Source organism: Agromyces sp. NPDC056965 (assembly GCF_042673425.1).
Lineage (GTDB): Bacteria > Actinomycetota > Actinomycetes > Actinomycetales > Microbacteriaceae > Agromyces.
The window spans coordinates 91,560-110,846 of record NZ_JBHURI010000002.1 but is presented as its reverse complement, the minus strand read 5'-3'; the positions used below and the strand labels follow the sequence as shown (position 1 = coordinate 110,846).

At 71.3% G+C, this 19,287-nt stretch carries 19 protein-coding genes; 11 read left to right on the top strand and 8 right to left on the bottom strand.

The window, feature by feature from the left end:
• Nucleotides 1–98 precede the first annotated feature (98 nt).
• On the top strand, nucleotides 99–878 hold the full coding sequence (locus ACFTQE_RS01210) for a sirohydrochlorin chelatase (protein WP_376923352.1): 780 nt from the start codon (nucleotides 99–101) through the stop codon (nucleotides 876–878).
• A gap of 6 nt (nucleotides 879–884) precedes the next feature.
• On the opposite strand, the gene ACFTQE_RS01205 is transcribed toward ACFTQE_RS01210, so the two are convergent.
• From ACFTQE_RS01205 to nirB, 6 genes are all read right to left on the bottom strand, one after another.
• Nucleotides 885–2,495: an FAD-dependent oxidoreductase gene (locus tag ACFTQE_RS01205; RefSeq protein WP_376923351.1), complete on the bottom strand. Its 1,611-nt coding sequence runs from the start codon at nucleotides 2,493–2,495 to the stop codon at nucleotides 885–887.
• Nucleotides 2,492–4,603, bottom strand: a complete 2,112-nt coding sequence (locus ACFTQE_RS01200) for a molybdopterin oxidoreductase family protein (RefSeq protein WP_376923350.1) — start codon at nucleotides 4,601–4,603, stop codon at nucleotides 2,492–2,494. Before ACFTQE_RS01200 ends, ACFTQE_RS01205 begins: the two co-directional genes overlap by 4 nt.
• An 11-nt stretch (nucleotides 4,604–4,614) precedes the next feature.
• On the bottom strand, nucleotides 4,615–6,045 hold the full coding sequence (locus ACFTQE_RS01195) for an MFS transporter (protein ID WP_376923349.1): 1,431 nt from the start codon (nucleotides 6,043–6,045) through the stop codon (nucleotides 4,615–4,617).
• Nucleotides 6,046–6,188: 143 nt separating this feature from the next.
• Nucleotides 6,189–7,319, bottom strand: coding sequence for a uroporphyrinogen-III synthase (locus tag ACFTQE_RS01190; protein WP_376923348.1), 1,131 nt, complete (start codon nucleotides 7,317–7,319; stop codon nucleotides 6,189–6,191).
• On the bottom strand, nucleotides 7,316–8,092 hold the full coding sequence (gene cobA / locus ACFTQE_RS01185) for a uroporphyrinogen-III C-methyltransferase (protein ID WP_376923347.1): 777 nt from the start codon (nucleotides 8,090–8,092) through the stop codon (nucleotides 7,316–7,318). Before cobA ends, ACFTQE_RS01190 begins: the two co-directional genes overlap by 4 nt.
• Nucleotides 8,089–10,701: a nitrite reductase large subunit NirB gene (nirB, locus tag ACFTQE_RS01180; protein ID WP_376923346.1), complete on the bottom strand. Its 2,613-nt coding sequence runs from the start codon at nucleotides 10,699–10,701 to the stop codon at nucleotides 8,089–8,091. Before nirB ends, cobA begins: the two co-directional genes overlap by 4 nt.
• Nucleotides 10,702–10,898: 197 nt before the next feature.
• On the opposite strand from nirB, the gene nirD reads away from it, so the two are divergent.
• Nucleotides 10,899–11,249 (top strand): nitrite reductase small subunit NirD, encoded by a 351-nt coding sequence (nirD, locus tag ACFTQE_RS01175; RefSeq protein ID WP_376923345.1) that lies wholly within the window; start codon nucleotides 10,899–10,901, stop codon nucleotides 11,247–11,249.
• A gap of 47 nt (nucleotides 11,250–11,296) precedes the next feature.
• Here the strand turns inward: nirD and map are convergent, their stop codons facing one another.
• Nucleotides 11,297–12,064: a type I methionyl aminopeptidase gene (gene map / locus ACFTQE_RS01170; protein ID WP_375833712.1), complete on the bottom strand. Its 768-nt coding sequence runs from the start codon at nucleotides 12,062–12,064 to the stop codon at nucleotides 11,297–11,299.
• A 105-nt stretch (nucleotides 12,065–12,169) separates the two neighbouring features.
• Here map and ACFTQE_RS01165 point away from each other — a divergent pair, with 105 nt between their 5' ends.
• The 5 genes from ACFTQE_RS01165 (at nucleotide 12,170) to ACFTQE_RS01145 (ending at nucleotide 15,067) form a co-directional block, all read left to right on the top strand.
• The gene (locus ACFTQE_RS01165; RefSeq protein ID WP_376923344.1) at nucleotides 12,170–12,676 is read left to right on the top strand and encodes a hypothetical protein; all 507 of its coding nucleotides are present in this window, start codon (nucleotides 12,170–12,172) and stop codon (nucleotides 12,674–12,676) included.
• A 204-nt stretch (nucleotides 12,677–12,880) separates the two neighbouring features.
• The gene (gene rplS, locus ACFTQE_RS01160; protein ID WP_376923343.1) at nucleotides 12,881–13,228 is read left to right on the top strand and encodes a 50S ribosomal protein L19; all 348 of its coding nucleotides are present in this window, start codon (nucleotides 12,881–12,883) and stop codon (nucleotides 13,226–13,228) included.
• Between the two features lie 81 nt (nucleotides 13,229–13,309).
• Nucleotides 13,310–14,056: a signal peptidase I gene (gene lepB, locus ACFTQE_RS01155; RefSeq protein ID WP_376923342.1), complete on the top strand. Its 747-nt coding sequence runs from the start codon at nucleotides 13,310–13,312 to the stop codon at nucleotides 14,054–14,056.
• A gap of 1 nt (nucleotide 14,057) precedes the next feature.
• Nucleotides 14,058–14,738 carry a ribonuclease HII gene (locus ACFTQE_RS01150; protein ID WP_376923341.1) on the top strand — a complete coding sequence of 227 codons (681 nt, stop codon included), beginning with the start codon at nucleotides 14,058–14,060 and terminating at the stop codon, nucleotides 14,736–14,738.
• A 5-nt stretch (nucleotides 14,739–14,743) separates the two neighbouring features.
• Nucleotides 14,744–15,067 (top strand): DUF2469 family protein, encoded by a 324-nt coding sequence (locus tag ACFTQE_RS01145; protein WP_022891843.1) that lies wholly within the window; start codon nucleotides 14,744–14,746, stop codon nucleotides 15,065–15,067.
• 56 nt (nucleotides 15,068–15,123) lie between these two features.
• Here ACFTQE_RS01145 and ACFTQE_RS01140 read toward each other — a convergent pair whose 3' ends face one another.
• A complete protein-coding gene (locus ACFTQE_RS01140; RefSeq protein ID WP_376923340.1) occupies nucleotides 15,124–15,414 on the bottom strand; it encodes a DUF1905 domain-containing protein in 291 nt (96 codons plus the stop codon).
• Nucleotides 15,415–15,584: 170 nt separating this feature from the next.
• On the opposite strand from ACFTQE_RS01140, the gene ACFTQE_RS01135 reads away from it, so the two are divergent.
• From ACFTQE_RS01135 to ACFTQE_RS01120, 4 genes are all read left to right on the top strand, one after another.
• Nucleotides 15,585–15,941 (top strand): YraN family protein, encoded by a 357-nt coding sequence (locus ACFTQE_RS01135; protein WP_376923339.1) that lies wholly within the window; start codon nucleotides 15,585–15,587, stop codon nucleotides 15,939–15,941.
• The gene (locus tag ACFTQE_RS01130; RefSeq protein ID WP_376923338.1) at nucleotides 15,941–17,491 is read left to right on the top strand and encodes a YifB family Mg chelatase-like AAA ATPase; all 1,551 of its coding nucleotides are present in this window, start codon (nucleotides 15,941–15,943) and stop codon (nucleotides 17,489–17,491) included. The genes ACFTQE_RS01135 and ACFTQE_RS01130 overlap by 1 nt, the downstream gene beginning before the upstream one ends.
• Nucleotides 17,488–18,741, top strand: coding sequence for a DNA-processing protein DprA (dprA, locus tag ACFTQE_RS01125; RefSeq protein ID WP_376923337.1), 1,254 nt, complete (start codon nucleotides 17,488–17,490; stop codon nucleotides 18,739–18,741). Before ACFTQE_RS01130 ends, dprA begins: the two co-directional genes overlap by 4 nt.
• Before the next feature lie 77 nt (nucleotides 18,742–18,818).
• On the top strand, nucleotides 18,819–19,277 hold the full coding sequence (locus ACFTQE_RS01120) for a winged helix-turn-helix transcriptional regulator (RefSeq protein WP_376923336.1): 459 nt from the start codon (nucleotides 18,819–18,821) through the stop codon (nucleotides 19,275–19,277).
• Nucleotides 19,278–19,287 lie beyond the last annotated feature (10 nt).

Below are 19,287 nucleotides of genomic sequence, written 5' to 3'. Positions count from 1 at the left end.
CCTGCCGGAAACACGCGGGAGCGGAGCGCGAAACACGCCCTCCCTAGCGTCGAATCGGCGGGTGAGACCGATTCCCGCCGGAGAGCGCGGGTCAGCACATGGTCGGGTCTGGAGTCGTCGGCGCCGCGACGGAACACGTCGAGGCGCATCCGCTCAGGCTCGTCGCCGTCACCCACGGGGCGCCGTCGAGCGCCAACCGCGAGGCGGTGATCCGGCTCGTCGACGGCGTGGCCTCCGCGAGCCCCGATCTCGACGTCTCCATCAGCTTCGTCGACGCGAGCCGGTCGGATGTCGCGGCGGCGCTCGGCCCCGACGCCCAGGAGGGCGCCGTCATCGTGCCGCTCGTGCTCTCCGCGGGCTTCCACGTGCGCACCGGGCTCTCGCTCGGGATCGACGGGCGCGGCTCCGCAGCGGGTTCCCGCGCTGGCACGCGACTCGCCGCCGAGCTCGGCCCCGACGACCGCATCGTCGACGTGCTCGCCGAACGGCTGGGCAGGCTCCAGCTCGCCGAGACCGACGCCGTGGTGCTCGCGGCGGCGGGTTCCAACGACCCGCGCGCGGTGCGCGAGTGCTTCGAGACCGCCCGTCGCCTCGGGCACCGACTCGGCCGATCGGTCACCGTCGGGTTCATCGCCGCGGCGATTCCGCGGTTGCACGACGCCATCGAGATGATCCGCGAGGTGCACCCCGGGGTGCGGGTGGTGGTCGGCAGCTACCTGCTGGCACCTGGCACCTTCTACGACACCGCGGCATCCGTCGGCGCCGACGCGATCGCGGCGCCGCTCCTGCTCCCCGACGAGGCGGCGCCCCGCCAGCTCGTCGAGCTGGTGCTCGATCGGTACCGGGACGTCGCCGCCGCACGGTTCGAGCGAGCGTGAGCCGGCTCAGGCCGTGATGCTCGGCGACTCGTCGGTCTCGGCCGCGCGGGCGAGGATCTCGGCGATGCGCCCCTTGCATCCGCCGCAGCCGGTGCCCGCCCGGGTCTCGCGGCCGACGCCCTCGACCGTCGCGACGCCGCACGCGGCGGCCTCCTCGATGCGGCCCACGGTGACCCCGTTGCACCAGCAGACGGTGGCGGCCGGCGCAAAGGCGTCGGCGTCCGTGCTCGGGTCGTAGTCGGGGCCGTCGAACCGCAGCAGCACCGATCGATCGGCCGGCAGCTCGCCGCGACGCTCGAACAGCAGGGTGAGCTCGGCGGCGGTGCGCGGCATCCCGACGCTCACGAACCCGGTGAGTGCGCCGTCCTCCGTCACCATCTTCACGTAGCGCAGATGCTCGGGGTCGGCCCACTGCGAGACCCGTCGTCGCGGGTGCAGTGCGTCGTCGTCCCACGGATCCGCCGAGATGTCGCCGACCGCGACGACGTCGATGTGCTCGGCCTTCAGCATCACGATCGCGTCGCGCTCGGCGGGCGCCGCGGCATCCGCAGGGCTGCTTCCCGTCGTCGACGCGATGAACGACGCTGCGAGCCATTCCGCCTGCCTCCAGCCCGGCCCGATGAGGCCGGAGGGAGCACCGGGGAGCGTGCGCTGTCCGGCGAGCTCCGCGGTGCGCTCGACGACCTGAGCGCAATCGCCGATGGCGTACACGTCGGGATCCGTCCAGCTCTCGAGGCCGGGGCCGACGACGACGCCGACGGCCGTGCGGAGGCCCGCGAGCGTCGCGAGCTCGTTGCGCGGGCTCACTCCGCACGAGAGCACGAGCAGGTCGCCGCGCAGCTGCTTGCCGTCGGCGGTGACGACCATGTCGAAGCGGCGCGTGCCGTCGTCGTCGGTGCGGAACGCCACGGCCTCCGCCCGGCTGTGGGCGACCACGGTGACGCCCGATCGGCGCAGGGCCGCACGCAGCACGAGGCCGCCGCCGCGATCGAGGTTGCGCGGCATCGGGTGCGGGCCGTGGTGCACGACGCAGACCTGGGCGCCGGCGTGGGCCGCGGCGAGCGCGAGTTCGAGGCCGAGCACGCCGGCGCCGAGCACGATGATGCGCCGACGAGCCCTCACCGCGGCGAGCACGCGTTCGGCGTCATCGAGGTCGCGAAGGGCGGTGATGCCCGCGGGCAGGGCGTCGTCGCGCGCGAGGAGCTGCTTCGCGTACTTCCGCAGCGAGTCGAGGTCGCGGCGGTGGCGTTCGACACCGTCGAGGGTCGGCACGTTCGCCCGCGACCCGGTCGCGAGCACGAGCCGGTCGTATTCGAGCTCTTCACCGGAGTCGACGTGGACGATCCGCGCCGATCGGTCGATCGAGGTCGCCGCGACGCCCAGCAGCACGCGCGCGCCGGCCGCCTCCGCTGCCGCGCGATCGCCGACGAGCATCGCGTCGAGTTCGGTGTTGCCGACGGCGTACTCGGCGACGAGCACCCGGTTGTACGCCTCGACGTCTTCGCCCGCGACGACGGTGAGCGCGATGGAACCGTTCGCGACGGCCGGCAGCAGTTCGTCGACGAATCGCGCGCCGACGGGGCCGTAGCCGATGAGCACGATCCTCTGCGGGTTCACGCGGTCACCTCCAGCTCGATGAGGCGTGCGAGCTGCACGACGTTGGTCTTGAACTCGGGCATCGCCGAGACGGGGTCGACCGCGTCGGAGGTCAACAGGTTCGCCGCCTGTTCGTCGCCGTAGTGGAACGGCAGGAAGACGGCGTCGGGCCGGATGTCGGTCGTGAGCCGGGCCCGGCACCGCACCGCGCCCCTCGCGTTCACGAGCTCGACGAGCTCGCCGTCGGCGACCCCGAGACGTTCGGCGGTCGACGGATGCAACGAGGCCCGTGCCTCGGGCTGGGCGTCGGCGAGCTCGGGCACCCGGCGCGTCTGCGCGCCGCTCTGGTAGTGCTCGAGCAGGCGCCCGGTCACGAGCGTGAGCTCGCCGGGGTGCGGCGCCGGGTGCGCCGACGCCCGCACCGAGACCGGCACGAGCCGTGCGAGCCCGTCGGGGTGGGCGAACCGGTCGGCGAAGAGCCGTGGGGTGCCCGTGCCGCCGCGCGGGTACGGCCAGTACGCGGCGTCGCCCCGGTCGAGCATGGCGTAGTCGATGCCCGAGTAGTCGGCGATGCCGCCCTCCGAGGCGAGGCGCAGCTCCTCGAAGACGAGCTCGGGGTCGACGTCGAACGTCGCGGTGCACTCGAGTCGTCGGGCGAGCTCTGCCAGGATCCAGAGCTCGTCGCGCACACCTTCAGGGGGCGTGATCGCACGGCGGCGGCGGATGACCCGGCCCTCGAGCGAGGTCATCGTGCCCTCCTCCTCGGCCCACTGCGTGATCGGCAGCACGACGTCGGCGAGCGCCGCCGTCTCGGAGAGGAAGAAGTCGCAGACGACGAGGAGGTCGAGCGCGGCGATCCGCTCGCGCACGTTCGCCACGTTCGGCGACGAGACGACGAGGTTCGATCCGTGCACGAGAAGCGCTCGCACGCCGCCGGGTTCGCCGAGCGACTGCAGGAGCTCGACCGCGGGGACGCCGGGCCCGGGCAGGTCGTCGGGCGCGACGCCCCAGACCCGCGCCACGTGCGCCCGAGCCTCGGGGTCGGTGATCTTGCGGTACCCGGGCAGCTGGTCGCACTTCTGGCCGTGCTCGCGCCCGCCCTGCCCGTTGCCCTGGCCGGTGAGCGTGCCGTAGCCGCTGCCGACGCGTCCGGGCAGTCCGAGGAGCAGTGCGAGGTTGATCGCCGCCGTCGCCGTGTCGGTGCCGTCGACGTGCTGCTCGACGCCGCGGCCCGTCAGGATGACGACGTTCCCGCCCGAGGCGAGTCGTCGCGCGAGGCGGCGCAGCGTCAGTGCGGGCACTCCGGTTGCGGACTGCACGCGCTCGGGCCACCACGACGCGACGTTGCGGCGGATCGCGTCGTACCCGGTCGTGCGCGCCGCGACGTAGTCGAGGTCGACGAGTCGCTCGGCGATGACGATGTGGATGAGCCCCAGCAGGAGGGCGAGGTCGGTTCCGGGCATCGGTTGCAGGTGCAGGCCCCTGCCGTCGTCGGTGAGCCGAGCGGTCGCGGTGCGGCGCGGGTCGACCACGACGAGGCCGCCGGCGGCCTGCGCACCTGCCAGGTGGCCGATGAACGGCGGCATCGTCTCGGCGACGTTCGTGCCGAGCAGCAGGATCGTGTCGGCGCCGTCGAGGTCGTCGAGCGGGAACGGCAGGCCGCGGTCCACTCCGAACGCGCGATTGCCCGCTGCAGCTGCCGACGACATGCAATAGCGGCCGTTGTAGTCGATGCGGCTCGTGCCGAGCGCGAGCCGCGCGAACTTGCCGAGCAGGTAGGCCTTCTCGTTCGTGAGTCCGCCGCCGCCGAAGACGCCGACCGCGTCGGCCCCGTGGGCCCGTCGGATGCCGCGGAGCGATGCCGCGACGAGATCGAGCGCCTCCTCCCAGCCCGCCTCGCGCAGCACGCCGTCGGCGCTCCGCACGAGCGGGGCGCCGAGGCGGGACGGAGCGCGGAGGAGCTCCGCCGACGTCCAGCCCTTCTTGCAGAGCCCGCCCCGATTGGTCGGGAAGTCCCGCCCGCCGACGACCACCGGCGCCGCCGCGGCATCCGGAGCCGGCACCTTCGTGAGGGTCATGGCGCACTGCAGGGCGCAGTACGGGCAGTGCGTGTCGGCGGAGCTGCTCATCCGGGCTCGATTCAGATCTTGTGGTCGCGCAGGCGGCTGGAGCGCACGTAGACGGTGTAGGTGAGCACGAGGAGCGCGACGTAGCCGGCGATGAAGCCCATGAACGCGCCGGCGTAGCCGCCCGTGGTCTGGTACGAGACGTTCAGCACCTGCGGGATGAGGAAGCCGCCGTACGCGCCGATCGCCGAGATCAGCCCGAGTGCCGCGGCGGCCTTGCGCTGGGTCGACACATCGCCCGCGCCCGCATCCGCTCCCGCCCCACCGCCGCGCACGGCGAACACCACCGGCACCATGCGATAGGTCGAGCCGTTGCCGATGCCCGCTGCGGCGAACAGGAGCAGGAAGCATCCGAGGAAGAGCCAGAAGTTGCCGAGCGGGAGCGTGAGCAGCACGCCGACCGTGACCGTGCCCATCGCGGCGAAGGCGAGCATCGTGATGCGCGCCCCGCCGAAGCGGTCGGAGAGGCGCCCGCCGTACGGACGGGCGAGTGAGCCGACGAGCGCGCCGAGGAACGCCAGGGTGATCGAGGCGCCGCCGACCGCCACGGTCGCGAACTCGGGGAACTGGTCGGCGATGAGCTTCGGGAAGACGCTCGCGAAGCCGATGAACGAGCCGAACGTGCCGATGTAGAGCAGCGAGAGCACCCAGAGGTGCGGTTCGCGCAACGCCGCCGCGGAGCCCGCGAAGTCGGCCTTCGCGTTCGAGATGTTGTCCATGCGGCGTGCGGCGCCGATCATCGCGACGAGGATCAGCGGCACCCAGATCCAGCCCGCGAGCGGGAGGTTCAGCGCGGCGCCCGCACCGATCGTGACGACGATCGGCACGACGAACTGGGCGACGGATGCCCCGAGGTTGCCGCCCGCCGCATTCAGCCCGAGCGCCCAGCCCTTCTCGCGTTGCGGGAAGAAGAACGTGATGTTCGACATCGAGCTCGCGAAGTTGCCGCCGCCGAAGCCCGCGAGCGCGGCCACGAGCAGGAGCACGCCGAACGGGGTCTCGGGGTTGCCGACGACGATCGCGAGGAGGATCGCGGGGATGAGGAGGAGACCGGCCGAGATGATCGTCCAGTTGCGCCCGCCGAACCTCGGCACGAGGAACGAGTAGGGGATGCGCAGCGTCGCGCCGACGAGGCTCGGGATCGAGATGAGCCAGAAGATCTCACCGGTCGAGAGGGCGAAGCCGGCCGCCGGGAGCGTGACGGCGACGATCGACCAGAGCTGCCAGACGACGAAGCCGAGGAACTCGGCGAAGATCGACCAACGGAGGTTCCGACGGGCGATCACCCGACCCTGCGACTCCCACTGGGCGTGGTCCTCGGGGTTCCAGTTCTCGATCCAGCGACCGCGGCGGAGCGCGAGGGCCGGCGCCGTTGACGTCGACGTCGTCGACGGTGCCGGCGCTGCGGTGACGGGCGGGGGAGCTGCGTTCACGGTCTCGGTCATCGGTGCCTCCGGGGATGGTCGGTCGCGGGTCGAGCTGATGTCGTGCTCGACGCTATTCGCGGCGTGTTTCCGCAGCGAGTGTCCGTCGTAAACCCTGTGTCTCCACCTGCTCACCCCGCGCGGCGAGGCATGTGAGGCGGGGGTCAGACATCGATCCGGTAGCCGCGCTTGACGACCGTTGCGATGAGGCCGGGCACGCCGAGCGTCTGTCGGAGGCGACTGAGGGCAACCTCGAGGGCGTGCTCGTCGTCGGTGCCCGGCAGCGCGGCGGTGAGCCGGTCGCGCGCGACGACGGAGCCTCGCCCGAGCACGAGCGCGCGGAGGATCATGAGGGCGACGGGGGCGAGCGCAACGCGGCGATCATCGACGTCGACGACGGAACCGCGGAGTTCGAGCGGCCCGTGCCGCGTGTCGAGGCGCAGCACCCGCTCCGATTCGAGGTGCTCGCAGACGAGCCTGATGAGCGCCCCCATGCGGAACCGCTCGGGTTGGATCGGCGCGATGCCGGCCGCGATGAGCGGAGCGGCGGTGACCGGCCCGACGGCCGCGGCCACGACCGGCCCGCACATCGCGTCGATGAGATCTTCGAGCCGGCCGCGCACCTCGGCAGCGGCGAAGAGCGCGTGCACCGCGGGCGCGCTCGTGAAGGTGATGCAGTCGAGACCGCCGGTGCAGGCCGACTCGATGAGCCGGTCGACCCGCTCATCGGTCTCGTCGGGTTCGATCCACCGATACGGCTCGACGGTCAGCACACGGTCGTGTGCGTCGCGCAGGCGATCGAGCTGCGACGGGTTCAGGAACCCGTGCAGCTGCACGGCGACCGTGAGGCCCGGCGGCCTGGTGGCGAGCACCTCGTCGATGAGCGACTCGGTCGTCTCCTCGGCGCTCATCCCGACGTCGTTCAGTCCGGCGGCACGGATGCCTCCGCGGGCCTTCGGCCCGCGCACCAGGATCGCCGTGTCGGAGAGGGCGTCGACGAGGTCCTCGCCGAGCCCGGCGGCATCGGCGACCTCGAACCATCGGCGCACCCCGTAGGCGGTCGTGGCGAGCAGCACGTCGGGGCGTGCCTCGATCATCGCGCGGGTGTCGGCGATGACGGGATCGTCGCTGACGGCGTTCGCCATGCGGAGCGTCGGCGCGTGCAGCACATGCGCACCGCGTCGCACGAGCGCGTCGATGAGGTCGCCCGATCGTCGATCGCTCGTGACGCCGATGCGGAAGCCCTCCAGCTGGTCGGGCCGGAACGCGGGCGGCAGTTCGATGACGTCGGTCATGCGGCCACCGCCGAGAACGCCGCGGCTCGCTGCATGAGCTCGGCCGCACCGGCATCGCCGTCGTGGGCGAGTCGCACGACCTCGCCGATCACGACGACGGCCGGAGATGCGACGCGTGCGCGGCCGGCCGCCACGACGATACCGGCGAGGTCGCCGATCGTCGTGCGCTGGTCGCTGCCGAAGCCCCGCTCGACGATCGCGACGGGCATCTGCGCCGGCATACCGTATCGGGCGAGTCCCGCCGTCAGCGAGGGCAGCGAGTTCACGCCCATGAGCACGACGATCGTGCCGCCGAGCCCGGCGAGGTGCTCCAGTTCGTTCTCGGTGAGCGGCGCATGGCCGGAGGCCACGGTGAACAGGTGGCTGATACCGCGGTGCGTGAGCGGGATGCCCGCGGCGCCGGGAACGGCGACCGCGCTCGTGACCCCGGGGATCACCTCGACGGGAACTCCCACGGCGTGGCAGGCGAGCACCTCCTCGCCGCCCCGACCGAGCACGTAGGGATCACCGCCCTTCAGCCGCACGACGTGCCGGCCGGCGAGCGCATGCGAGACGAGGAGCGACTCGATCTCGTGCTGCGGCACGGCGTGGTGGCCCGGTCGCTTGCCGACGTCGACGAGCTCGGCACCGGGAGCCAGTTCGTTCAGGCGCTCGTGCGGGGCGAGCCGGTCGAAGAGCACGACGTCGGCGTCGGCGAGGGCGCGCGCCGCGGCGAGTGTCAGCAGGTCCTCGCGGCCGGGGCCGCCGCCGACCAGGGTGACCCGGCCGGTCATGCGCCGGCTCCGCGCACCGGGATGCTGGGCCCGGAGACGAGCACGGCTTCGCCGCGCTCGCGCTCGTCGGCCGTCGCCGGGCGGAACTGCTCCCGCTCGGGCACCCGTGCGATCGTGGGGTCGGGCACGTTCGGCGCGTTCACGAAGGAACGGAAGCGCCGCAGCCGCTCGGGGTCCGCGAGGGTCGCCGCCCATTCGTCCTCGTAGGTGTCGACGTGGGCGGCCATCGCCTGCTCGAGTTCGTCGGCGAGCCCGAGCGAGTCGTGCACGACGACGTCGCGCACATGGTCGAGGCCGCCCTCGAGGTCCTCGATCCATCGCGCAGTGCGCTGCAGCCGGTCGGCGGTGCGCACGTAGTACATGATGTAGCGGTCGATGTAGCGGAGGAGCGTCTCATCGTCGAGGTCGCTCGCGAGCAGCTGCGCGTGCGAGGGCTGGAAGCCGCCGTTGCCGCCGACGTACATGTTCCAGCCCTGATCGGTGGCGATCACGCCGACATCCTTCGCCCTCGCCTCGGCGCACTCGCGGGCGCACCCCGAGACGCCGAACTTCAGCTTGTGCGGCGATCGGAGACCGCGGTAGCGCAGCTCCAGCTGCACGGCCATCGCCACCGAGTCCTGCACGCCGTAGCGGCACCAGGTCGAGCCGACGCAGCTCTTCACGTTGCGCAGCGCCTTGCCGTAGGCCTGGCCCGACTCGAATCCGGCATCGACGAGCTGCTTCCAGATCTCGGGGAGCTGGTCGAGCCGTGCGCCGAAGAGGTCGATGCGCTGGCCGCCCGTGATCTTCGTGTACAGCCCGAAGTCCGTCGCGACCTGCGCGATCACGGCGAGCTTCTGCGGCGTGATCTCGCCCGCCGGGATGCGGGGCACGACCGAGTAGGTGCCGTCCTTCTGCATGTTCGCCATGGCGCGGTCGTTCGTGTCCTGCAGGCCGCCGCGACCGCCGTCGAGGATGTACGAGCCGTGCTGGGTCGCGAGGATCGACCCGACGACGGGCTTGCAGACGTCGCAGCCGCGGCCGGTGCCGAGGCGCGCGACGATCTCGTCGAACGAGGTGAGCTCGAGCACGCGCACCGACTCGAAGAGCTCCTGGCGCGAGAGCGCGAAGTGCTCGCAGAGCGCCCGCGAGGGCGTGATGCCCGACTTCTTCAGCTCGGACTCGAGCAGTTTCTTCACGAGGGGAACGCACGAGCCGCACTGCATGCCGGCCCGGGTGCAGGCCTTCAGCGCACCGAGCTCGCCGCATCCCTCCGCGTGATCGGCGTGGGCGCCGCCGACGGCGTCGCGGATGGTGCCAGCACTCACGTTGTTGCACGCGCAGACGAGCGCCGCCGCGGGCAGCTCGTCGCCGCCCGGCGCCTCCATGCCCGACGCCGAGAGGTACGCCGCCGGCTCGCTCGAGAGCTGAGTACCGAGCAGGGGGCGCAGCGACGCGTACGGCGAGGCGTCGCCCACGAAGATGCCGCCGAGGAGCGTCTTCGCATCGGAGGTGACCACGAGCTTCTGGTAGAGCCCGCGTGCCGGGTCGGCGTAGACGATCTCGAGCGCCTGCTCGGAGCGCGCGAGCGCGTCGCCGAAGCTCGCGACGTCGACGCCCGAGAGCTTCAGCTTCGTCGCGTCGTCGACGCTCGTGAACTCCGCGGCGCCGCCGAGCAGCCGATCGGCCACGACCTCGGCCATCGCGTTGGCTGGGGCGACGAGTCCGGTGCAGCGGCCGTCGAAGCTCGCGACCTCGCCGATCGCCCAGACATGGGCGGCGGATGTCGCGCACGCCGTGCTGATCGCGATGCCGCCGCGCGGACCGAGCTCGAGCCCGAGGTCGCGCGCCAACTCGTCGCGAGGGCTGATGCCGATCGCGAAGATCACGAGGTCCGCGTCGATGCGGCGTCCGTTCGTCAGTTCGACGCCGACGACGACGTCGCCCTCGGCTAGCACGGCGGCCGGACGGGTGCCGAGGTGCAGGCCGATGCCCTGGCCCGCGATGATGCGGCCGAGCGCGCGCCCCGCGCCCTCGTCGAGCTGGGCCGACATCAGCCAGCCGCCCGAGTGCACGACCGCGGTGTGCGCGCCGAGCTTGGCGAGGCCGCCTGCGGCCTCGAGCCCGAGCAGGCCGCCTCCGGCGACCACGACCTGCGCGGGGCGGCCATGACGCGCCGCGAACTCGCGGGTCTCCGCCACGAGGGCGTCGACGTCGTCGATCGTGCGGTACACGCGGGCGAGTTCGCTGCCGGGGAGCTCGGGCACCGGTGCGCTCGACCCCGTGGCGAAGACGAGTTCGTCCCAGTGCAGGGCACGGCCGCTTGAGGTGGTCGCCGTCTGCGCGCGGCTGTCGAGGTCGACGACGCGCTCGCCCGTGACGAGCCGGATGTGCTCGTCGTCCCACATCGACGACGGCTGCAGCGTCAGGTCGGCCGCGCCATCCGCGAGTCGCGTGCTGAGCGCGACCCGGTCGTACGGATGGTGCAGCTCCTCGCCGACGACCGTGACGCGCAGTGCGCGGCCGGCGTCGCGGGCGTGCAGGCTGTCGGCGAGACGGTGCGCCGCGGGTCCGCCGCCGATGATGACGACGTCTCGTACGCCGACATCCTCTTGGGTGCTCTCGATCATGGCCGCCTCCGGGACTCGAATGAGGCGAGCGTACGACCGGGCGGTTTCCGCCCTGTTTCGGGGCGGTAACCGAAGCGGTGCGTCCGCGCACGTGCGGCGATGCGCGATGTGAGGACGGTTTCACACCGCTGAAACATGCGGATGCCGCGGGGGAAACACCCCGAACCTAGCCTCGGAGGAACGCGAGAGGAGCCGGCATGTCGCTGACGATGGAGACGACCACGACGTGGGTGCCGACGTGCGAGGTCGCCGAGCTCGAGCCGGGCTGGGGCGAGGTCGCGCTGCTGGGACGCACGCAGGTCGCCCTGCTCCGCCTCGATGAGGAGGAGGTGTACGCGGTGGACCACCACGACCCGCACACGGGCGCACCCGTGATGGCCAGGGGCATCCTCGGCTCCCGAGGCGACCGGCCGACGATCGCGTCGCCCTTGCACAAGGAGGTCTACGACCTCGGCACGGGGGAGTGCTTCACCGACAGCGCGCTCGCGCTGCGGACGTATCGCACCCGGATCGTCGGCGGCATGATCGAGGTCGAACTCGAGCGCTGAGCCCCGCGCGCGCTTCGGCGCGCGGGCTCAGGCGCATGCGCGACCGCTCAGGAACGCTGCGTGAGCACGATCGGGTCACCGTCGGTGATCGCGATCGTGTGCTCCGAGTGCGCCCCGCGCGAGCCGTCGGCACTGCGGAGGGTCCATCCGTCGGGATCGGTGAAGATGCGATCGGTGGTCGCGAGGAACCACGGCTCGATCGCGACCACGAGCCCGGGCTTCAACGGCAGGCCCCGACCGGGGCGCCCGTTGTTCGGGATGTGCGGATCGCCGTGCATCGTGCGGCCGACGCCGTGGCCGCCGAAGTCGGTGTTGATCGAGTAGCCCTCGGCCTTCGCGACATCCGCGATCGCCCGTGAGATGTCGCCGATGCGGTTGCCCGTGCGCGCTGCCGCGATGCCGGCGTCGAGTGCGCGGCGGGTCGTGTCGATGAGGCGCAGGTCGTCGCCCTGCGGGGTGCCGACGACGAGTGAGATCGCCGAGTCGGCGACCCACCCGTTCACCGATGCGGCGAAGTCGAGGCTCAGCAGGTCGCCGTCGCGCAGGACGTAGTCGTGGGGGAGGCCGTGCAGCACCGCGTCGTTGACCGAGGTGCAGATGACCTTGCCGAACGGGCTGGCACCGAACGAGGGGTGATAGTCGATGTAGCAGCTCTCCGCGCCGGCCTTGCGGATCATCTCGTGCGCGAGGGCATCGAGTTCGAGCAGGTTCACTCCGACCGCGGCGGCGGCCGATGTGGCCTCCAGCACGCTCGCCACGAAGCGGCCGGCGGGCCGCATCTCCTCGATCTCTGCAGGGGTCCGAAGTTCAATCACGAGTCCATTCTGTCGGCTCCGCCCTGAGTGAACACCCGGCGCGCGCACAGCGGGTCGGATTACGCTGAGCTCATGCTCCTGCGGCGCGCACTGTACAGATGGCAGATGATCGCGGTCATCGTGCTGCCGGTGTGGCTCGCGGTGGGCTGGGCGATCTTCGGCGGAGGCGGCTGGGGCACGCTCGGGCTCGTCCTCGTCGTGCCCATCGCGTTCATCGTGCTCGGCGTCGTCGCCCTCCTCACGAACGTGCGGCCGACGGTGCGTCAGGAGCGCGCGCTGTCGTGGATCGACGTCGGCGTGCTCACGGCCTGGCAGCTCTCGATCATCGGCACCGGGTTCTACGGCGCCTCGGCCACGAGCTTCGGCGTGCTCGCGATCCTGCTCGGCATCGCCGCCTTCTGGGTCGCCGTCTGGCAGCTCGTCACCGACGGCGCCAACCGCATGAAGGCGTCGATGGCGGAGTTCGAGCGGCTCGCCGCCGAGCAGCCCGGTTCGTCGAGCGGGACCTCGACGGGCGGGGCCTCGGCCGGTGCTGGTCCGGGCACCCGGCGTCCGCCGTTCGACGACGGCGGCGACGACGTGATCATCATCCACGAGGTCCGTGAGGACTGACCGCCGTTCGGGGCTCGTGCGATCGGGTCATCCGGCGCCTGCTTTTGGCCCGATGGGCCGAGGCGTGGCACAATAGAGGATTGTGCCGCCGCAGGTCTCTGCCTCCGGGGAGCGCGCACGCACGATTCCTCGTGTGAGGCGGCACCAGAACTTCCATCCAATGATCCGCGTTCGACCGGTGGCGGGCGCAGAGAGCGAACCAACATGCATATCCTCGACCACGTCGACGCCGCGAGCCTGAGGTCGGACATCCCCGACTTCCGCCCCGGCGACACCGTCAAGGTGCACGTCAACATCATCGAAGGCACGCGCTCGCGCATCCAGGTCTTCCAGGGCGTCGTCATCGGCCGCCAGGGTGAAGGCGTGCGCGAGACCTTCACGGTCCGCAAGGTCAGCTTCCAGGTCGGCGTCGAGCGCAAGTTCCCGGTGCACTCGCCCGTGATCGACCACATCGAGGTCGTCACCCGCGGTGACGTGCGTCGCGCGAAGCTGTACTACCTGCGCAAGCTCCGCGGCAAGAAGGCGAAGATCAAGGAGAAGCGCGACGCCTGATCCGCTCCGCGGATCGCGTTCCACGCGAACTCTTCCCCGAGCTCCCCACCCCTAGACTGGGTGGGGAGCTCGGGCGGTTAAATGACAGAAGAAGACACAGGCACGCGAACGGATCGCGCGGTTTCGGCGACGCCGAACAGACGACGAGGCGTTCTGCTGTTCCTCCGAGACCTGCTCGTCATCTTCGTGGTGGCCGTGCTGGTCTCGTTCCTCATCAAGACGTTCCTCATCAGGTCGTTCTTCATCCCATCGCAGTCGATGGAGGAGACGCTCGTGAAAGACGATCGCATCATCGTGAACCAGCTGGTTCCCGAGGTGACGCCGCTCGAACGCGGCGACGTCGTCGTGTTCCGTGATCCCGGCGGATGGCTGCCGGCCCGCGTCGAGGTCGACCAGCCGCCGCTCGTGGCGGCCGTCGACTGGTTCCTCGCCTTCGTGGGCCTCGCGGCGCCCGACTCGAACGACCACCTCGTCAAGCGCCTCATCGGCCTGCCCGGCGACCATGTGGTCTGCTGCAACGCCCTCGGCCAGATGAGCGTCAACGATGTGCCCCTCGACGAGCCCTACGTGGCGCTGCCGCCCGGAGACACGAAGGTCTCCGCCGACGACTTCGACGTCATCGTCCCCGACGATTCGCTCTGGGTCATGGGCGACAACCGCTACAACTCGAAGGACTCGCGGTACAACGGCGAGACACCGCTCAAGGGCTTCGTGCCGATCGACAACGTCGTGGGCCGTGCCTTCGTCGTGAGCTGGCCGGTCGACCACTGGGCGTGGCTCGGCAACTACCCCGAGGTCTTCGACGGCGTCGACGAGGCGGGCGACTGACATGGCGCCTGCTGCAGTACCGACCCTTCGCGTCGAACGCGGGGTCTTCGCCGAATCGCCCATGATGCTCGCCTGCGACGAGGTCGGCCGGGGAGCCCTCGCGGGTCCCGTGACGATCGGTCTCGTGCTCATCGACTCCGGTGTCCGGCGCATGCCCGCCGGCCTCCGCGACTCGAAGCTCCTGAGCGAGCCGCGCCGCGAGGCGATGGCGCCGCGAGCCGCCGCCTGGGTGCGGGCCTCCGCCGTCGGCGAGGCCAGTGCGGCCGAGATCGACCAGCTCGGCATCATGGCCTGCCTCGGCCTCGCCGGGGCCCGCGCCTTCGCCGAGCTGTCGGCGGCCAACGAGCTCATCGCCGACGTGCCGCTGCTCCTCGACGGCAACCACGACTGGCTGAGCGCCTCGATCGAGCGTCGTGCGCGGGTCGTCACCCGCATCAAGGCCGACCGCGACTGCGCGTCGGTCGCCGCGGCATCCGTCATCGCGAAGGTGCACCGCGATCGCTTCATGCGCCGCGCCCACGACGAGCGCCCGCTGTACGCGTGGGACGAGAACAAGGGCTACTCGAGTCGAGCGCACTTCGCCGCGATCGCCGAGCACGGGCCGAGCGAGCTCCACCGCACCACCTGGCTGCACGAGCAGACCCAACCCGCACCGACGCTCTTCGACCTCAGCGTAGGATGAGTGCGATGGATGAGGACGAGTTCGAAGACTACGACCGCGAGGTCGAGCTGGCCCTGTATCGGGAGTACCGCGACATCGTGTCGCAGTTCAAGTACGTGGTCGAGACCGAGCGACGGTTCTACCTCGCGAACGAGGTCGAACTCGTGCGCCGGGACACCGAGCACGACTTCTACTTCGAGCTGACGATGAAAGACGTCTGGGTCTGGGACGTCTACCGTGCCGATCGATTCGTGAAGTCGGTGCGCGTGCTCACCTTCAAGGACGTCAACGTCGAAGAGCTCGCCACGCGCGAGTTCGAGCTGCCGAAGGAGCTCGCGCTCGACGAGTAGTCGACCCGCGGCCGGATTCGGTCGAATGCTGCCGCGAATCTCCGGCAGCGTACGCCTCAGCTGAGGCGGCGTTCGAGGCGCACCGTCACCGTGTCGCCGAGGTCCTTGCCGAGCTTCTCGCGTAGCTTCGCGTTCAGCGAGAGCATGTGACCGCCGGTGCCGGTGGTCATCAGGCCGATGTTGCGCACCGGCACGCCGTCGACCGTGGCATCGACCCTGACGGCCTTGCCCGTGCCGAAGAACTCGGCGGAGCCCGGCATCTCGACGCAGGCCCAGAGCTCGCCCTTGACGTCGACGCCGATCGGCGCGGTGAACTCGTGGTCGAGCGGTACTGGTTCGAACGGCATCTCGATCTCCTTCGAGCGTTTCGAGTGATTCGTACGGCTCCGCCCATCATGCACCCGACTGCCGTCACTCGGTCTCCCCACCTGTGATCCCCGCGGGTTCTCCACGGAGCGTCCAAGGGTGCCCTGCGAGCGCCGCGCCACCCGAGACGCTGGACTCGGAGGTGGTGCGGATGTCGCACAATGCAGAGCTCGGCCGACGCGGCGAACAACTCGCGGTGGAGCATCTCGAGGCGCGCGGCATGCGGGTGCTCGAACGCAACTGGCGGTGCCGCATCGGCGAGATCGACATCATCGCCCGCGATGGCCGCGACACGGTGTTCGTCGAGGTGAAGACGCGCACCTCCGGTGACTACGGGCATCCGTTCGAGGCCATCACGCCGCTCAAGCTCGCGCGAATGCGGCGCCTCGCGATCGCCTGGTGCGAGGCGACGGATGCCCCGGTCTCGCGCATCCGCATCGACGCCGTCGCCGTGCTGGCGCCGATGGAGGCGCCCGCGCTCATCGAGCATCTCGAAGGCATCGACTGATGCCGGTCGCGCGCACCCGATCCGTCGCCCTCCTCGGCCTGACCGGCTCGGTCGTCGAGGTCGAGGCCGACCTCTCGTCCCAGCTCCCGGCCTTCGTCATCATCGGGCTGCCCGACGCCGCCCTCGGCGAGGCCCGTGATCGGGTGCGCGCCGCAGCGGTGAACGCCGGCTGCCCCCTTCCGCAGCGGCGGCTCACCGTCAACCTGTCGCCCGCGGCCCTGCCGAAGCACGGCTCCGGATTCGACCTCGCGATCGCCGTCGCCTGCCTGGCGGCGGCAGGCGAGATCTCGGCCGAGTCGGTCGAGCGGGTCGTGCATCTCGGAGAACTGGGGCTCGACGGCCGTCTCCGACCGATCGACGGCATCCTCCCCGCCGTGCTCGCCGCCGTGCGCGCCGGATACGACGCCGTCATGGTGCCCGCCGCCAACTCCGACGAGGCACGACTCGTGCCCGGGGTGAGCGTCATCGGCGTGGCGTCACTGCTCGACGCCGCCGTGCATCACGGTGGCGTCTACGACGAGCGGGTGTTCGATCCCGTGCCGGCGCCCGATCGCTCCGATCCCACTGGTGCACCGGAGGAGTCGCACGGCGACCTCGCCGACGTCTCGGGCAACGACGACGCCGTCGAGGCGCTGCTCGCCGCAGCGGCCGGCGGGCACCATGTCTTCCTGCTCGGCCCGCCCGGCGCGGGCAAGACGATGCTGGCGTCCCGCCTGCCGGGCATCCTTCCCGATCTCGACGCCGACGAGGCGCTCGAGGTCGCGTCGCTCCGCTCCCTCTCAGGCCGACCACCAGTTGCCGGGCTCTCGCACCGCCCGCCGTTCGAAGCGCCGCACCACACGGCCACGGCCGCGGCGATGGTCGGCGGCGGCAGCCGACTCATCCGCCCCGGTGCTGCCGCGCGCGCCTCGCACGGCGTGCTGTTCCTCGATGAGGCGCCCGAGTTCCCCTCGGCGGTGCTCGACGTGCTGCGCCAGCCGCTCGAGTCCGGTTCGATCTCGATCCATCGGGCGAACGCCGTCGCTTCCTTCCCAGCTCGCTTCCAACTCGTGATCGCCGCGAATCCGTGTCCGTGCGGCAACCACGGGTCGAAAGGGGCGGAGTGCACGTGCCCGCCGATCGCACGACGTCGATACCTCGCTCGCATCTCCGGGCCGCTCCTCGATCGCATCGACGTGCAGCTCCGGGTGCCGCGCATCACCGCGGCGGGCCTGCGTCTCGCCGCCGAGCGCCCGGGACCCTCCACCGCGGCCGCCCGCGCCCGGGTCGTCGAGGCCCGCGCCCGCGCCGCCCGTCGATTGCGCGGCACCCCATGGCGTACCAACGCGCAGATGCCGGGCCCGTGGATGCGCGGCGCAGGCGGGCTGCATCCGGGCGGTCGCGCGACCGCCGACCTCGATCGCGCACTCGAACTCGGCGGGGTGACCATGCGCGGCTACGACCGCATCCTCAAGGTCGCCTGGACCCTCGCCGACCTCGACGGCGCAGACGCTCCCGCCCTCGACCACGTCGGCCGCGCGCTCTTCCTCAGAAAGGGACTCCCACTGTGAACACCGTCCACCGCGAAGCGACCGGGCTGCGCGCCGTGCTCTCGGCAGTGCGATCGGCACCGATCGCCGACGACGCCGCGCTCGACGAGATCTTCGCCCGGGCGCTGCTCGGGTCGGTCGCCGAGCCCGGCGACGGGCTCCTGGGTCGCGCGATCGACGCCATCGGCGCGGCGGCCGCGGCCGCGCTCCTCCTCGACGCCGCGAGCCCGGCCGCCTTCGCCGACGCGCTGACTGCTGCGGGCGGTTCGATCGACGCTCGCGAGGCGAAGTCGGGCCTCGAACGCTGGACGCCGCGGCTCGATCACGGGGCGTTCGCGCGATCGCTCGAACAGGCCGCTCGAGTCGGGGCGCGCCTGCTCCTGCCGAGCGACGCCGCCTGGCCGGTCGGAGTCGACGAGCTCGGCGTCCACGCCCCGCTCGGGCTCTGGGTCCGCGGTCGCGAGCACGCGCTCGACGGCTCGTCGGCATCGATCTCCCTCGTCGGCGCCCGCGCGGCGACCGGCTACGGCGAGCACGTCACCATGGAGGCGTCCGCCGGACTCGTTGATCGCGGGTTCACGATCGTCAGCGGCGGCGCATACGGCATCGACGGCATGGCGCACCGCTCGGCGCTCGCGAGCCATGGCACCACGGTTGCCTTCCTCGCCGGGGGAGTCGACCGGTTCTACCCGATGGGTCATGAGAGCCTGCTCTCTCGGATCGTCGACACCGGAGCAGTCGTCTCCGAACTGCCGTGCGGGGCCGCGCCCACGAAGTGGAGGTTCCTGCAGCGCAACCGGCTCATCGCGGCTGCGAGCGAGGGCACCGTCGTGCTCGAGGCCGGGTTCCGCTCGGGCTCGCTCAACACGGCAGGGCACGCCGCCACCCTCGGCCGCCCGCTCGGCGCGGTGCCCGGTCCGGTCACGAGCCCGGCTTCCGCCGGATGCCACCGACTCCTGCGAGAGTTCGACGCCGTGTGCGTGACCGACGCCGAGCAGATGGCCGAACTCGTCGGTGGCGCGCGGGCCCGCTCCGATGCTCGAGCCCTCGGGCCCGAACCCGACGATCGCGGCATGCTCGGCACAGCCATGCCCTCTGACACGGTGCGCGTGCTCGACGCACTGAGCACTCGCAGCCCGCGCGAGTTGGCCGACATCGCACGGCGGTGCGGCATGACCCCGTCGGCGGTGATGGGCGTGCTCGGCGGGCTCGACGCCCTTGGGCAGGCCAAGCGGCATCCGTTCGGCTGGTTGCGGGCGAAGTGCGCGTGACAGTGGGTGACCGCCGTTCACTAATGACTAGCGTGATGAAAGTGGGCAGAGATTCTGCTGACGCAAGGAGGGGTCCCGTGCTGGGAAGAACCTATGAGCGCGAGAACTGTTCGGCCGCCCGTGCACTCGAGCTGGTGGGTGAGCGGTGGAGCCTACTGATCTTGAGGGATGCGATGTTCAGGGGTGCTCGCCGATTCACGGAGTTCGAGAGATCACTCGGTATCGCTTCGAACGTCCTCGCATCACGACTCGAGCTCTTCATCGAGAACGGCCTCATGGAGATCCGGCGCGCACCAGACGGCGCTGAGGTCCGCGAGTACGTGCTCACGCCGAAAGGGCTCGACCTGGAGCCGGTGATCCACGCGCTGAGCGCTTGGGGGGACAAATGGGCCGCGCCGGATGGCGCCCCGATCCTCTACGAACACTCGCGCTGCGATGGTGCCGTCCACCTCGACCTGCGGTGCGAGACGTGTGGCGATTCGGTCGAGCCAGGGGAGATCGTCGCCGTCCCCGGCCCTGGCCTGCAGCGGGCATGAACGGTTCGGG